Source organism: Pseudomonas sp. 58 R 3, assembly GCF_900006605.1.
GTDB classification, from domain to species: domain Bacteria; phylum Pseudomonadota; class Gammaproteobacteria; order Pseudomonadales; family Pseudomonadaceae; genus Aquipseudomonas; species Aquipseudomonas salomonii.
Genome location: NZ_CVTT01000009.1, coordinates 64,035 through 77,429, shown reverse-complemented (window position 1 = coordinate 77,429; position 13,395 = coordinate 64,035). Strand labels below are relative to the sequence as shown.

The following is a 13,395-nucleotide window of genomic DNA, read 5'->3' as shown; positions in this document are numbered from 1 at the left end:
CCATATCCTATTTTGGCCATTCTAGACCTTACCCGATGTCCGCTGGATATCGACCTGCGTCGAGCGCTTTGAACTGCCAAGCCTTACCTAAGCGAATAGTGAGCAAATGCAGGGTCAGCAGATTGTAGTAGCGCGTCGACTCAGCGCGCTGGTGCAGGTACTGATGCATAAACCAGTCGAGGCGTTTTCGTTGCCACGTCCATGGATTATCTTTGTGCCAGCGATTAGAGATCGCCACTTGAATGGCCTTTGCTTGGCGAAGGTGACGCTGGCGCGTGATGTTTGAACCGGTCAACACGCCTATTAAGAACATCTCGATATCGAATGGGTTGCTCATGCTCCACCACCGATGTAAGCCGATACCACGTCGATTCGACCGTGTCCCAGCTCATAGCTAATTTGTAAACGTGCCTCTCGATCAAGACCTGGATCGAGGCGCCTGCACCTGCCACCATTGATGGGCGCTAGGTGATGGGTTATCTGCCATAGCGTTCGCACGCGTAAGTCGCACGCAGTTCGTGGAAGCCTTTGAGGTTGTGGGTATGGAGGATGTCCCGGGCTGTGCGGACAATTTCCCGTTGAAAATCGAGGTAACTCTCGTTCGGTGCCAGCAGGTTGCGACTACCGTCGGGCGAGACCTGTTCGGCGTACCTGATCGCTTCGCGAATATGGTCACCCACCGTGATCCAACGAGGCGCGGTTGCGCCGCCGCGGCCACCTTTGGTGCCATCCTAGATGTTGATCTTGTCGTAGTGTTTGGCTTCTCTTTGCGGGCGCGGAAGGTCGGCCAAGATGGCCTCACGCAAGCGCATGCCGGTGGCTCGCGCCAACTGGGCGATGGCGGCAGCACGTGGCTGCTGATGTCCGTAAAGGGCGTCGACGATCCGCTTCACGTGTTCGCGGTCTTGGCCTTGTGGCACCGAGCAACGAACACTGGTACGCCGCATTCCCAACGCCTTGCTCGGACTCACGACTTTCACATACTGATCACCGCGAAGCGCAGCCATGGTCCGGTTCACGCTGGACAATCGGTTTTGCGCGGTGGCGATGCCAATAGCGCCTTGTTCAACCTGGTGGCGCAGATGTCCGGCATAGTTCCGCAACGTCTGCCGATCAATCTGCCGCGCATCGTTAAACCTCGGCCCATCCTCCGAGCGGCACCAACGTACAAATGCCTGCCATCGGTCACTGTGCGCTTTGACCGTGCCGTAATGACCTCCGCCAAACAGGTCTTTCAATGCCTGCGGTCCGGCATAACTCAGTTGCCGGCCATAGCCGAAATTGCTCCCGTCACGTTTACCTACCAGTGCCATGATAGAACTACTCTCGAAGCCAAACCTTTGAAACTTTCCCCACGTCATCCCGCCACGAATGTTGAGTGTTATCAGGGATCAAGGCCCCTGCGACCTGTGAGGGTGTCCACTAACGCGGGACTGGCGGCTCCTTACGACCGGGAGCTTGGGCATCTCATGATCTGACCTCCTGAACACTTCCAAAGAAGTGGGCGGGTGGAGGCTGCGTTGGCTGACGAGACCGGCGCCGCGAGATCCTGAGTCAGGTGAAGGCAGTGATGCGATGACCGGGGCGTGCCTGACTGTCAGTCAGGTGCAGTCCATTCCGTGGGCTGCGGCACCATCATCTGCATCGCTGTTGCTGGTGACTTCGGTGTTTGTCACGTCGATTGTCACGAGGGGGAATGCCGCAAAGCCTTGTACGAGTTGGGCTGCAGCAGCGGTAGGAGCGCCCGTCTCTTTCCGGGAGAAAGAGACGGGCGCAGGTTGGCGCACGGGAATGGCCAAGCGGATAAGTTGCTGCAGGGCAGCTATGAAAGGAGATGGGTTGCCGCAGTGGGCACACTGGTAAAAGTAGGCATCCATCACATCGCTGTGACCGTGCGAGCCGCCGGACGCTAATCGCACTTTGGGAGAACCACCACGGTGTGGCGTAGCCTTAAAGGTTCTGGCTACCTGGGTTGCTGTCAACGACAGCGCTTTGCCCGATCTTTTCTACGCCTGTGGATAATTCGGGTCAAGGCTCGAATTTTCGAGAGTTCTGCGGCTGTGGATGAAATTATCCACTGGTGGAAATCTGTGGTTTTCCACAGATAGTTGCATGGGCTTTAGATTTTTTAAATGAGGTCCATCCAAACAGGGCGGCTTTGCAGCCCTGTTTGGATGGACCCGGCTTGAAAGTCGATAACCAGAGACGTTGTGGCCTTACACCGATGTTGATTGCGTGGTTGCGGCCTCATCAATCTTCCGAGGTTTCGCGTTGAGCCCCACCAACGCATTCAGGTGTGGATGTAGCATAGATGGCCCATGCGTTCATCAGCTCCCGTCGCTTATCAAAAAAATCTGATCGAGAGTATGCGCTTTCCGTTTCTCCGCGCTCGTCATGGGCCAGTGCGAGCTCGCAAATATCTCTTGGGAAAGGCGTCATTTCACCTGCCCAGTCCCGGAAGGTTGAGCGGAAGCCGTGGCGAGTAATGTGCTCATAACCCAGTGCATGTAGCAGACTGCGAATGCCATTAGCGTGCATCACGCCGCTTCGGCCGTGACCGGGGAAAACGTAAGGGCTCTTGGTGTCGATTTTCGGAAGGCCTTTCAAAAGGGAGACCACTTCCGGCGCTAGGGGTATCGCGAAGGCTTGTCGCGTCTTCATGCGTTCGTCGGGCAAGGACCAGCGGCCTGAGTCCAGATCAAACTCATCCCAGCGCGCAAACCTCACCATTTGCGTTCTTGCTCCGGTCAGAATCAGCAACTGAGCCGCCACTGAGACGTGACTCGGATCCTTGCTCAAGGCCTGCATCAGCTTGGGAAGATCCTGCCATTGTAGTGCCGGATGGTGGATGCGTTTTCGTGCTTTCTTCTTCTCATGCCGGCTTAGCAGGTTTTCCAAGTGGCCGCGCCAGCGTGCTGGATTCTCTCCCGTCCTGAGGCCGTGGGCTTTGGCGGCATCGAGTATCTGCTCGATTTGCCCACGTACTTCGTCAGCCGTCCGCGTTTTGGTTGACCATAGTGGCTGGAGGACCTTGATCAGATGTTTGGTCTCGATCTGGTCAGCTGATAGCTTCCCTATTGTAGGGAAGGCATAGAGCTCGAGTTTTCTCAGCCAGCCCTTGCGCCATTTCTCCGACCAGCTCAAGCCATGGGCATCTCGGTAGTCGGCGGCCAGTTTCTCGAAGGTAATCAGCTGTGCCATTTCTCGGCGTTCAGCTTCACGCTGAGCGGCTTGTTCAGCCTGTCGTTTTGCTAGGGGATCTTTGCCGTTGAGAATCTGGACTTTATGTTCATACGCGGCTGCGCGGGCTTTTTTCAGGTCGAGTTGAGGATAGCCACCCAACCCCATCTCTCGCCGTTTGCCGTGTAGCTGGAAGCGCAGCACCCAAAATTTTCGACCTGAGTCCTTGATGACCATGCGTAATCCATCGCCGTCTTCATAGGTTCCTGGTTCGATCAAATTTTCGACTTGTTTCGCGGTCAGCTTGCCCATTTTTCTACCCTCAGTTCCCCCACCGGTTCCCCCACTTTGCCGTGGAAGAGGGTGGTTAAAAACGGAAGTCACAGGAACAAAAGTAGGCTGAAACCCCCGATCTAGCAAGGCTATCGCGGTTTTCAGTAGATGAGGCTGGCTTTCAAAAAGACATTAAAAAGCCGGCTTGTGGCCGGCTTCTCGGGGACTGCCTCAGCTTGTTTTTGACAAACCTCACCAGCCTTCAAATCGCTCAGCCCACGTCGAGTCGGGCTGAATAGTAGGGGCATCTGCGGGAACTCCTCCGCATCGCCAGGCAGGATAGGTAGCGCAAAGCCACCCCCTGCCAAATGTGGGCGGCATTCTACCCATATTCACCTCATATGCCTACCTCCGGGTCCGATTTAGAGCCTTCCCAGCCCAGCAGGTGTTCGTCCAGTGGGACCGGTCGGCGGTTGTTCAGGGTGGACCACCAGAACACCCAGCCGACGATCTCGAAGTTCTGTTCAAAGCGTTGTTCGTGGGTGAGGTATTCGTCAGGGTGTTCGCCGGCGTTGTGGCTGCGCATGCGCAGGCCGCCGCCGGGGCGGTTGTAGAGGTATTTGATGCGTAGCATGCCGTCGTGTTCGACGGCGTAGATTTCGCCGTCGGTGATTTGGCTGCGGCCTCGGTCGATGGCGAGGGTGGCGCCTTGCTGGATGATGTCGATCATGCTGTTGTCGACCATGTAGGCGCCTACCGCGCGGTCGGGGTTTACGTTGAGGGTTTCGAGGGTGTGCAGGGAGACGCGGATGCGCTCGGTCGAAGTGAACGTGGGGTGGAGGGGAATCTCCACGTCGATTTTTTCCGGGAGACGGACGGGGCCCGTGAGGTACTTGCCGCTTTCTTCGCGGGTGGCGATGCCTTTCCTTGGGTCCGGGCCTTCCAGCAGGAAGTTGGCCGGTGGGTGTTTGAGGCCTTCGCCGGTGCGCAGCCAACGGCTGGAGACGCAGAGCAGTTCTGCGATCTCGTTGAGTCGGCCCATGGGCACGCCGCGCTTGAACCAGTTGTTCACGTGTTGAGGCGTGACACCACGGTTCTTGGCGAAGTCGGAAGCGGAAAGATGAACTTCCCGCAGTAACGCTTTTAGTCGATCACCTGATGTATTCATAAACGCAGAGTTTACTGGCCTGAAAAACACATCAAATAAACTATGCGTTGAGTTTCGTGTGTAGGGATTTGCTTAGTTGTAGTCTGATATTTCAGTTATCTAATCTTATTAAACGCTCCGAATTAAACATTGAACTTGGCGTTTAATTTTTTCCCACAAAAAAAGCCCCGAATCGTCGGGGCTTTTTAGATTGCCGGGGCAATGAGGAGCGGGTATCAGCCTTTGTAGGCAGCGACCGACTTCATGATCTCGGCGCGGGCGGCGTCTGCGTTGCCCCAACCGTCGATCTTCACCCATTTGCCTTTTTCGAGGTCTTTGTAGTTCTCGAAGAAGTGCTTGATCTGTTCCAGCAGCAGTGGCGGCAGGTCGGTGTATTCCTTCACGTCCACATACAGCTGAGACAGCTTGTCGTGTGGCACCGCGATAACTTTGGCATCGCCGCCGCCGTCGTCGGTCATGTTCAGGATGCCGACTGGGCGCGCACGGATGACCGAGCCTGGGGTAACCGGGTAAGGGGTTACTACCAGCACGTCGAGGGGGTCACCGTCGTCAGCCAGGGTGTTAGGAATGAAACCGTAGTTGGCCGGGTAGAACATTGGGGTGGCCATGAAACGGTCAACGAACAGGCAGTCGCTGTCTTTGTCGATTTCGTATTTGATCGGCGCGTGGTTGGCCGGAATTTCGATGGCGACGTAGATGTCGTTCGGCAGGTCTTTGCCAGCCGGAATCTTGCTGTAGCTCATTGGGCGGTGCCCCCGTAGTTGGCCATGAAACATGGCCGGATTGGCCTAAAAGTGGCGGCGATTATAGGCATATTCTGACGCCGATGCCATGCGTCAGACGTCGTGTGGCGCCAGCGGTTCAGTCTGGTAGCGGGCATCGCCGGTTTGCAGTTGGTGCAGGCGGGCCAGCGGGTCCTGGCGATAAAAGCGGCTCAATTGCGCGTACACCTGGGGATAACTGCTGACCAGTAAATCCGGGGCACTGAAGAAATACTCACTGGTGACGGCAAAGAACTCCGCCGGGTTTTCGGCGGCGTAGGGGTCGATGTCGGTTTCGGCGTCCGGGTTGGCATCCAGTTGGCGGTTGAGGTCGTCAAAGGCGCTTTGCATCACGCTGGCCCATTCCTGCACGCGCATGTCGTGGTGCAGCGGCGGCAAGCCGTTGGCGTCGCCGTTGAGCATGTCCAGCTTGTGCGCCAGCTCGTGAATCACCAGGTTGTAGCCTTCCCACTGGCCGCTGGCCAGAACGCCGGGCCAGGCGAGGATCACCGGGCCTTGCTGCCAGGCTTCGCCGCTGTGTTCACCGTCCCACTCGTGCTCGACGCCGCTGGCATCGCGATGGCGCTGGGGGCTGAGGAAGTCGTCAGGGTACAGCACGATTTCGTGAAAGCCCTGGTACCAGTCGAGGTCGCCCAGGTTCATCAGTGGTAATTGCGCCTGGGCAGCGAGCAGCAGGCGCTGTTCCTGATGCAGCTCGACGCCGGGCAGGGCGGTGAGGTGCTTTTCACTCAGGAACACCACGCAGGCTTCGCGCAGCCACTGGTCCTGTTCGGCGCTGATGCCGTCGAGGAAGGTCAGGTGATGGCGCACCCGCTGCCAGGTGTCATCGGCAATCGGGTGCTTGGCCAGCAGGCGCCGGCGACGCCAGGCGCTGAGGGACCACATCGCGGGTTACTGCGGCTTGGCTTCGGAGCTGCGGCCAAACCGGCTGCGGAACACGCCGATGATCATCGGCACCAGCGACAGCAGGATAATAAACACCACCAGCAGCGAGAGGTTCTTCTTGATAAACGGCACGTTGCCGAAGAAGTAACCCAGGGTGACCAGGCCGCCGACCCACAGGACGGTGCCGAACACGCTGAAGCCGAAGAAGCGCGGGTAAGGCATTTTGGCGATACCGGCCACGAACGGCGCAAAGGTGCGCAGGATCGGCAGGAAGCGCGCCAGGGTCACGGTTTTGCCGCCGTGTTTGTCGTAGAAGTCATGGGTTTTTTGCAGGTAATCGCGGCGGAAAATTTTCGAATTCGGGTTGCTGAACAAGCGTTCCCCGGCCGTTCGTCCGATCACGTAGTTGGTACTGTCGCCGAGGATGGCTGCCAGCATTAACAGGCCGCCCAGCAGGACCGGGTCCATGCCGCCGCCTGCGGCAATGGCGCCGGCGATAAATAGCAAGGAATCACCGGGCAGGAAAGGCATTACCACCAAACCGGTTTCGCAAAAGATAACCAGGAACAGAATGGCGTAGATCCACACTCCGTAGTTTCTTACCAGCATGTCGAGGTACACGTCGAGATGCAGGATAAGGTCGAGCGGGTTGAAATCCATGAATGGCACCTGTGTGAATGGCCCGGCTCAGCGGGCCTGTGCGGAAGCTACGGGTAAGTTAGGCTACAAGCGTATGTCGCGATTCTTACAACTCTGAGAGGTCCGCATTATACGGATTGAGAGGTGAAAAGCGTGTTGGTTTTGTAGCGGGGAGTGTCGCTGGTAGCAAGGCTCTACACCGATTCAAATGTTGCTTAGATGTAAAGGTGGGAGCGGGCTTGCTCGCGAAAGCGGTGGGTCAGTCGAGTCTTTATTAACTGATACACCGCTTTCGCGAGCAAGCCCGTTCCCACAGGGGATCTATGGTGGTTGGGCTAACAGCGTCAGTCCTCACTGATCGGCAGCACGTAGTTCTTGAACTCCGTATCCTCTCGAAAGCCGATCGACTCATAGGTCTTCTGCGCCACCTCGTTGTCACTGCTGGTCGACACCCGCAGCCGCACCGCGTGCGTTTCCTTGGCCATCTTCTTCGCGGTGCGCATCAGGTTGTCGGCCACCAACTGCCGGCGGGCATCTTCGGCGACGTAGATATCGTTGAGGATCCACACGCGTTTAAGCGACAGCGACGAAAAGCTCGGGTACAGCTGGCAGAAACCCAGCAACCTTTTGTCGTCATCATCCGCCAGGGCCAGGTAGATCACCGACTCCTTGCGGCGCAGGCGCTTTTCCAGAAAGGCCCGCGACGAATCCGGGAAGGGCAGTGCGCCATAAAATTCACGGTACTTGACGAACAACGGGGTCAGCAGGTCCAGGTGTTCCAGGGTCGCTTGAGTAATCCGCATGCCAGGCCTCAACTTCCAAATGGGGTATGACCACACACGCGGCCGTGACTCGATGCTGCCTAATGACGCAAAAAAGCGCAATCGTGCAGCGATCAGTCATTGGGTGGGCTAAGCAGGAAATTGCCTTTCATCAGGTCAGGATCATCCGATTCGAGGGTTTGAACCTGCGCCTCATCCTTGAGGTTGACCCCCGACAGCTGCCGACGACAGGCTTCTTTCATCAAATAAAGCAGGCGATGGGCGGCCATGCCGTAGCTCAGGCCCTCCAGGCGCACGTTGGAAATGCAGTTGCGGTAGGCATCGGTGAGGCCGACCTTGGGGTTGTAGGTGAAATACAGCCCCAGGCTGTCCGGCGAGCTGAGCCCCGGCCGTTCGCCGATCAGAATCACCACCATCTTGGCCCCCAGCAACTGGCCGATTTCATCGGCCACGGCCACGCGGCCCTGTTCCACCAGGATCACCGGCGACAAGGACCAGCCTTCAGCCTGGGTCTGCTCCTCCATGCGTGTAAGAAACGGCAATGTATGTTTATGCACCGCCAGCGCCGACAGGCCATCGGCCACCACCACGGCCAAATCCACGCCGCCTGGGTTGGCGGCGGCGTAGTCCCGCAGGCTCTGGGCTGACTCATCACTTAAACGTCGACCCAGATCCGGGCGCTGCAGGTACATGTGCCGGTCCACCGCAGCGCTGTGCAGCAGCAGGCTGTCACGCCCGCGCTCGGCCATTTGGCTGCTCAGGCCCGCGTGGTCGAAGGGCAAGTGCACCGCGTCGCGCGCCTGGGCGTGGGCGAACTGGAAATCCAGTTGCGCGTTGGTGGGAATACTGGTGCCGGTGCGGCCCAGCGCAATGCGTGCAGGCGTGAGGCGGCGCAGTTCCAGCCACGGGTTGTCAGGCAGGTCGAGTTGCACGGGCGGCTCCTTCATCCTAATTGCTTCAAGGCGTGACGAAACGCCGGTGGCAGGCTGTTGCCAAAGTGCACCTTGCCGTCGGCCTGGGTGAAGATGCCCATTTTCGCCAGCCACTGTTCAAACTCCGGCGCCGGCTTTAAACCCAATGTTTGCCGGGCGTACAGGGCATCGTGAAACGAGGTGGTCTGGTAGTTGAGCATGATGTCGTCGGAGCCGGGGATGCCCATGATGAAGTTGATCCCGGCCACGCCCAGCAGGGTCAGCAGCGTGTCCATGTCATCCTGGTCGGCCTCGGCGTGGTTGGTGTAGCAGATATCACAGCCCATCGGCACGCCGAGCAGCTTGCCGCAAAAGTGGTCTTCAAGGCCGGCGCGGATGATCTGCTTGCCGTTGTACAGGTACTCCGGGCCGATAAAACCTACGACCGTATTGACCAAAAACGGCTTGAAATGCCGCGCCACGGCGTAGGCGCGGGTTTCACAGGTTTGCTGGTCGACGCCAAAGTGCGCATTGGCCGACAAGGCACTGCCCTGGCCGGTTTCGAAATACATCAGGTTCTGGCCCAAGGTGCCGCGATTCAGGCTCAAACCCGCTTCGTAGCCTTCCTGCAGCACGCTCAGGCTGATGCCGAAACTGGCATTGGCCGCTTCGGTGCCGGCAATCGACTGGAACACCAGGTCCAGCGGCACGCCACGGTTGATGGCCTCGATGGAGGTGGTCACGTGGGTCAGCACGCAGGCTTGGGTGGGGATTTCGTAGCGCTGGATGATCGCGTCGAGCATCTCCAGCATGGCGCAGATCGAAGCGATGCTGTCGGTGGCCGGGTTGATGCCGATCATCGCGTCGCCGTTGCCGTAGAGCAGGCCGTCGAGAATGCTGGCGGCGATGCCGGCCGGCTCATCGGTGGGGTGGTTGGGTTGCAGCCGGGTCGACAGCCGCCCGCGCAGGCCCATGGTGCCGCGAAACTGTGTCACCACGCGGATCTTCTGCGCCACCAGCACCAAATCCTGCACGCGCATGATCTTCGACACAGCGGCGGCCATTTCCGGTGTCAGTCCGGGCGCCAGGGCGCGCAGGCTTTGTTCATCGGCCGCATCACTGAGCAGCCAGTCGCGCAGGCCGCCGACGGTGAGGTGGCTGACTGCGCTAAACGCCTGTTTATCGTGGGTGTCGATGATCAGCCGGGTGACTTCGTCGCTTTCGTAGGGGATCAGCACTTCTTCGAGGAAGTGTTTCAACGGGATATTGGCCAGCGCCATTTGCGCCGCGACGCGCTCGCCGTCGTTTTGCGCCGCCACGCCTGCGAGGAAGTCGCCGGAGCGCGCCGGGCTGGCCTTGGCCATCACGTCCTTGAGGCTGTCGAAACGGTAAGTCTGTGTACCCACCGCGTGGGAAAAGCTTGCCATACAGTGTCTCCTGGGCGGCGCAAGCAGATGCTCGCGCCGAGGTTTACGGCTATCAGTGCAAGGCGGCCTCTGCGGCCTGGATCGCCGCGAATTCCTCTTCGGGCGTGCCCGCTACCAAGTGATGCCGGCTGTAGAAAGCAAAGTAAGCAATTAATACTCCATAGATGATCGCCGCGCCAATCACCACCCGTGGATCCACCAGAAAGCCCGCCACCACGGCCACGCAGGCCAGTAGCAGCGCGATACCTGACGTGAAAATGCCACCCGGCGTACGGTACGGACGCTCCATCTTGGGGCGACGGATGCGCAACGTGATATGCGCGGCCATCATCAGCACGTAGGAAATGGTCGCGCCGAACACCGCCACCAGAATCAGCAGGTCACCTTGACCGGTCAGCGACAGGCCAAAGCCGATGATGCCGGGAATGATCAAGGCCAGCACCGGCGCCTTGCTTTTGTTGGTCTGCGACAGCTTGCGTGGCAGGTAGCCGGCGCGGGACAGAGCAAAGATCTGCCGCGAATAGGCGTAGATAATCGAGAAAAAGCTCGCGATCAGCCCGGCCAGGCCCACCAGGTTGACGAAGCTGCCCATCCAGGTCGAACCGCCGTACGACAATGCCAGCGCTTCAACCAGCGGGTTGCCCGACTTGACCAGTGCGTAAGTGCCCGCACCGCCTGGCGCAATCACCAGAATCAACAGGGCAAAGCTGGTCAGCACCACAATGGCGCCGATCAAGCCACGCGGCAGGTCACGCTTGGGGTTCTTGGTTTCTTCGGCGGCCAGGGGCACGCCTTCGACGGCGAGGAAAAACCAGATCGCGTAGGGAATCGCCGCCCACACGCCGACATAGCCAAACGGCAGGAAGCTGCTGGCGCCCTTGGCCTCGGTCACCGGGATATCGAGCAAGTTGGCGACGTTGAAGTGCGGCACCATCGACACCAGGAACACAGCCAAGGCAATCGCTGCGATGGCGGTGATCACAAACATCAGCTTCAGGGCTTCACCCACGCCGAAGATGTGGATGCCGATAAAGATGATGTAGAACGCCAGGTAAATCATCCAGCCGCCGATGCCGAACAACGACTCGCAATAGGCGCCGATAAACACCGCAATGGCAGCGGGCGCGATCGCATATTCAATGAGGATGGCGGTGCCCGTGAGGAACCCGCCCCAAGGGCCGAAGGCACTGCGGGCAAAGCCGTAGCCACCGCCGGCGGTAGGAATCATGGAAGACAGTTCGGCCAGGGAGAAACACATGCACAGGTACATGGTGGCCATCAGCAAGGTGGCGAGGAACATACCGCCCCAGCCACCCTGGGCCAGGCCGAAGTTCCAACCGGCGTAGTCGCCGGAGATCACGTAGGCAACGCCAAGGCCGACCAGCAGCACCCAACCGGCAGCGCCTTTTTTCAGTTCGCGTTGTTGGAAATAGTCGGTGCCGACTTTTTCGAAGTCGACGGAAGAGCCAGTGGGTTCGCTAGGCATGGGGAAGTACCGTCCGTTGTTATTATTGTGTGTAGCAAGCGAGATCATTCCCACGCTCTGCGTGGGAATGCATCCCGTGACGCTCTGCGTCACCTTGCACCGGCTTGAGCCTTGTGCAGACATCGGGACGCGGAGCGTCCCAGGCGGCATTCCCACGCAGAGCGTGGGAACGATCGGGAGGGTTAGAAAAAGCCCAGCGGATTAATGTCGTAACTCACCAGCAGGTTTTTAGTCTGCTGGTAGTGGTCCAACATCATCTTGTGGGTCTCACGGCCCACGCCGGACTTCTTGTAGCCACCAAACGCGGCATGCGCCGGGTACAGGTGGTAGCAGTTGGTCCACACACGGCCCGCCTTGATCGCGCGGCCCATGCGGTAGGCGCGGTTGATGTCGCGGGTCCACACGCCGGCGCCGAGGCCGAACTCGGTGTCGTTGGCAATCGCCAGGGCTTCGGCTTCGTCCTTGAAGGTGGTGATGCTCACCACCGGGCCGAAGATTTCTTCCTGGAACACGCGCATCTCATTGGTGCCCTTGAGCAGCGTCGGCTGGATGTAATAACCACCGGCCATGTCGCCGGTCAGTTGCTCGACCTTGCCACCGGTGAGCAGTTGCGCGCCTTCGCCCTTGGCGATTTCCAGGTAGGACAGGATCTTGTCGAACTGCTGCTCGGACGCCTGGGCGCCGACCATGGTGTCGGTGTCCAGCGGGTCGCCGCGTTTGATCTGCTCGATCTTCTTCATCACCACTTTCATGAAGTCGTCGTAGATCGACTCTTCCACCAGTGCGCGGGATGGGCAGGTGCACACCTCGCCCTGGTTGAAGAACGCCAGGACCAGGCCTTCAGCGGCTTTTTCGATAAACGAAGGCTCGGCTTTCATGATGTCGGCAAAGAAGATGTTCGGCGACTTGCCGCCCAGCTCAACGGTCGACGGAATAATGTTCTCGGCCGCCGCGTGCATGATGTGCGAGCCCACCGGCGTGGAACCGGTGAAGGCGATCTTGGCGATGCGCTTGCTGGTGGCCAGGGCTTCACCGGCTTCTTTACCGAAGCCGTGCACCACGTTCAGCACGCCAGGCGGCAGCAGGTCGCCGATCAGCTCCATCAGCACGTTGATGCCCAGCGGGGTTTGCTCGGCGGGTTTAAGCACCACGCAGTTACCGGCGGCCAGGGCCGGTGCGAGTTTCCAGGCGGCCATCAGCAGCGGGAAGTTCCACGGGATGATCTGGCCGACCACGCCCAGTGGCTCGTGGAAGTGGTAGGAGGCGGTGAGTTCGTTGATCTCGGCGCTGGTGCCTTCCTGGGCGCGGATGCAACCGGCGAAGTAGCGGAAGTGGTCGGCGGCCAGCGGGATGTCGGCGTTGAGGGTTTCACGCACGGCCTTGCCGTTGTCCCAGGTTTCGGTGATGGCCAGCAGTTCGAGGTTCTGTTCGATACGGTCGGCGATTTTCAGCAGCACCAGCGAACGGTCCTGGGCCGAGGTCTTGCCCCAGGCGTCAGCGGCGGCGTGGGCCGCGTCCAGGGCCTTGTCGATGTCTTTGGCGGTGGAGCGCGGGAATTCGGCGATGGGCTTGCCGTTGACCGGCGAGGTGTTGGTGAAATAGTTGCCGTCCACCGGCGCAACGAATTCGCCGCCGATGAAGTTGCCGTACTTGGCCTTGAAGGAAACGATCGAGCCTTCGGTGCCGGGATGTGCGTAACGCATGGTGGGTATCTCCTGCTTTTATGTTTATTGGAGTACAGCGGTGTTGCGCGTGATAAAGCGTAGAGCAAAGGTCGGGCCACCGCCTTGCACGCCAGGTAAATCAAGGGTTTTGGCTTTGTTGCAAAGCGTCGCTGTGACACTTGCGGTACAGGTGGGGTG

General features: G+C 59.1%; 11 protein-coding genes and 1 pseudogene. All 12 read right to left on the bottom strand.

The window, feature by feature from the left end; all coding sequences use genetic code 11:
• Window positions 1-28 precede the first annotated feature (28 nt).
• Window positions 29-337 (bottom strand): hypothetical protein, encoded by a 309-nt coding sequence (locus BFP92_RS01365; RefSeq protein ID WP_065911263.1) that lies wholly within the window; start codon window positions 335-337, stop codon window positions 29-31.
• Window positions 334-1,313, bottom strand: a pseudogene (locus BFP92_RS01360) (integrase domain-containing protein). Before BFP92_RS01360 ends, BFP92_RS01365 begins: the two are co-directional and overlap by 4 nt.
• 937 nt (window positions 1,314-2,250) lie before the next feature.
• Window positions 2,251-3,492 (bottom strand): tyrosine-type recombinase/integrase, encoded by a 1,242-nt coding sequence (locus BFP92_RS01350; RefSeq protein WP_065911261.1) that lies wholly within the window; start codon window positions 3,490-3,492, stop codon window positions 2,251-2,253.
• A gap of 358 nt (window positions 3,493-3,850) precedes the next feature.
• Window positions 3,851-4,621 (bottom strand): LexA family transcriptional regulator, encoded by a 771-nt coding sequence (locus BFP92_RS01340; protein ID WP_056861941.1) that lies wholly within the window; start codon window positions 4,619-4,621, stop codon window positions 3,851-3,853.
• A 215-nt stretch (window positions 4,622-4,836) separates the two neighbouring features.
• Window positions 4,837-5,364: an inorganic diphosphatase gene (gene ppa, locus BFP92_RS01335; RefSeq protein WP_003176323.1), complete on the bottom strand. Its 528-nt coding sequence runs from the start codon at window positions 5,362-5,364 to the stop codon at window positions 4,837-4,839.
• 93 nt (window positions 5,365-5,457) lie between these two features.
• Window positions 5,458-6,288: a M90 family metallopeptidase gene (locus BFP92_RS01330; protein WP_065911259.1), complete on the bottom strand. Its 831-nt coding sequence runs from the start codon at window positions 6,286-6,288 to the stop codon at window positions 5,458-5,460.
• 6 nt (window positions 6,289-6,294) lie between these two features.
• Complete coding sequence (locus tag BFP92_RS01325; RefSeq protein ID WP_065911258.1) at window positions 6,295-6,948, bottom strand: DedA family protein; 654 nt, start codon at window positions 6,946-6,948, stop codon at window positions 6,295-6,297.
• Between the two features lie 323 nt (window positions 6,949-7,271).
• Window positions 7,272-7,730: a GNAT family N-acetyltransferase gene (locus tag BFP92_RS01320; protein WP_065911257.1), complete on the bottom strand. Its 459-nt coding sequence runs from the start codon at window positions 7,728-7,730 to the stop codon at window positions 7,272-7,274.
• A 92-nt stretch (window positions 7,731-7,822) separates the two neighbouring features.
• Window positions 7,823-8,656, bottom strand: coding sequence for an ethanolamine ammonia-lyase subunit EutC (eutC, locus tag BFP92_RS01315; protein ID WP_065911256.1), 834 nt, complete (start codon window positions 8,654-8,656; stop codon window positions 7,823-7,825).
• Window positions 8,653-10,047 (bottom strand): ethanolamine ammonia-lyase subunit EutB, encoded by a 1,395-nt coding sequence (locus tag BFP92_RS01310; RefSeq protein ID WP_056861946.1) that lies wholly within the window; start codon window positions 10,045-10,047, stop codon window positions 8,653-8,655. The genes eutC and BFP92_RS01310 overlap by 4 nt, the downstream gene beginning before the upstream one ends.
• 52 nt (window positions 10,048-10,099) lie before the next feature.
• Complete coding sequence (eat, locus tag BFP92_RS01305) at window positions 10,100-11,533, bottom strand: ethanolamine permease (RefSeq protein ID WP_065911255.1); 1,434 nt, start codon at window positions 11,531-11,533, stop codon at window positions 10,100-10,102.
• A 182-nt stretch (window positions 11,534-11,715) separates the two neighbouring features.
• Window positions 11,716-13,236, bottom strand: coding sequence for an acetaldehyde dehydrogenase ExaC (locus BFP92_RS01300; RefSeq protein ID WP_056861948.1), 1,521 nt, complete (start codon window positions 13,234-13,236; stop codon window positions 11,716-11,718).
• Window positions 13,237-13,395 lie beyond the last annotated feature (159 nt).

Excerpts from the sequence above, each read along its gene's own strand:
- BFP92_RS01365 (WP_065911263.1), bottom strand. The coding sequence starts at position 337 with ATGAGCAACCCATTCGATATCGAGATGTTCTTAATAGGCGTGTTGACC.
- BFP92_RS01350 (WP_065911261.1), bottom strand. The coding sequence starts at position 3,492 with ATGGGCAAGCTGACCGCGAAACAAGTCGAAAATTTGATCGAACCAGGA.
- BFP92_RS01340 (WP_056861941.1), bottom strand. The coding sequence starts at position 4,621 with ATGAATACATCAGGTGATCGACTAAAAGCGTTACTGCGGGAAGTTCAT.
- ppa (WP_003176323.1), bottom strand. The coding sequence starts at position 5,364 with ATGAGCTACAGCAAGATTCCGGCTGGCAAAGACCTGCCGAACGACATC.
- BFP92_RS01330 (WP_065911259.1), bottom strand. The coding sequence starts at position 6,288 with ATGTGGTCCCTCAGCGCCTGGCGTCGCCGGCGCCTGCTGGCCAAGCAC.
- BFP92_RS01325 (WP_065911258.1), bottom strand. The coding sequence starts at position 6,948 with ATGGATTTCAACCCGCTCGACCTTATCCTGCATCTCGACGTGTACCTC.
- BFP92_RS01320 (WP_065911257.1), bottom strand. The coding sequence starts at position 7,730 with ATGCGGATTACTCAAGCGACCCTGGAACACCTGGACCTGCTGACCCCG.
- eutC (WP_065911256.1), bottom strand. The coding sequence starts at position 8,656 with ATGAAGGAGCCGCCCGTGCAACTCGACCTGCCTGACAACCCGTGGCTG.
- BFP92_RS01310 (WP_056861946.1), bottom strand. The coding sequence starts at position 10,047 with ATGGCAAGCTTTTCCCACGCGGTGGGTACACAGACTTACCGTTTCGAC.
- eat (WP_065911255.1), bottom strand. The coding sequence starts at position 11,533 with ATGCCTAGCGAACCCACTGGCTCTTCCGTCGACTTCGAAAAAGTCGGC.
- BFP92_RS01300 (WP_056861948.1), bottom strand. The coding sequence starts at position 13,236 with ATGCGTTACGCACATCCCGGCACCGAAGGCTCGATCGTTTCCTTCAAG.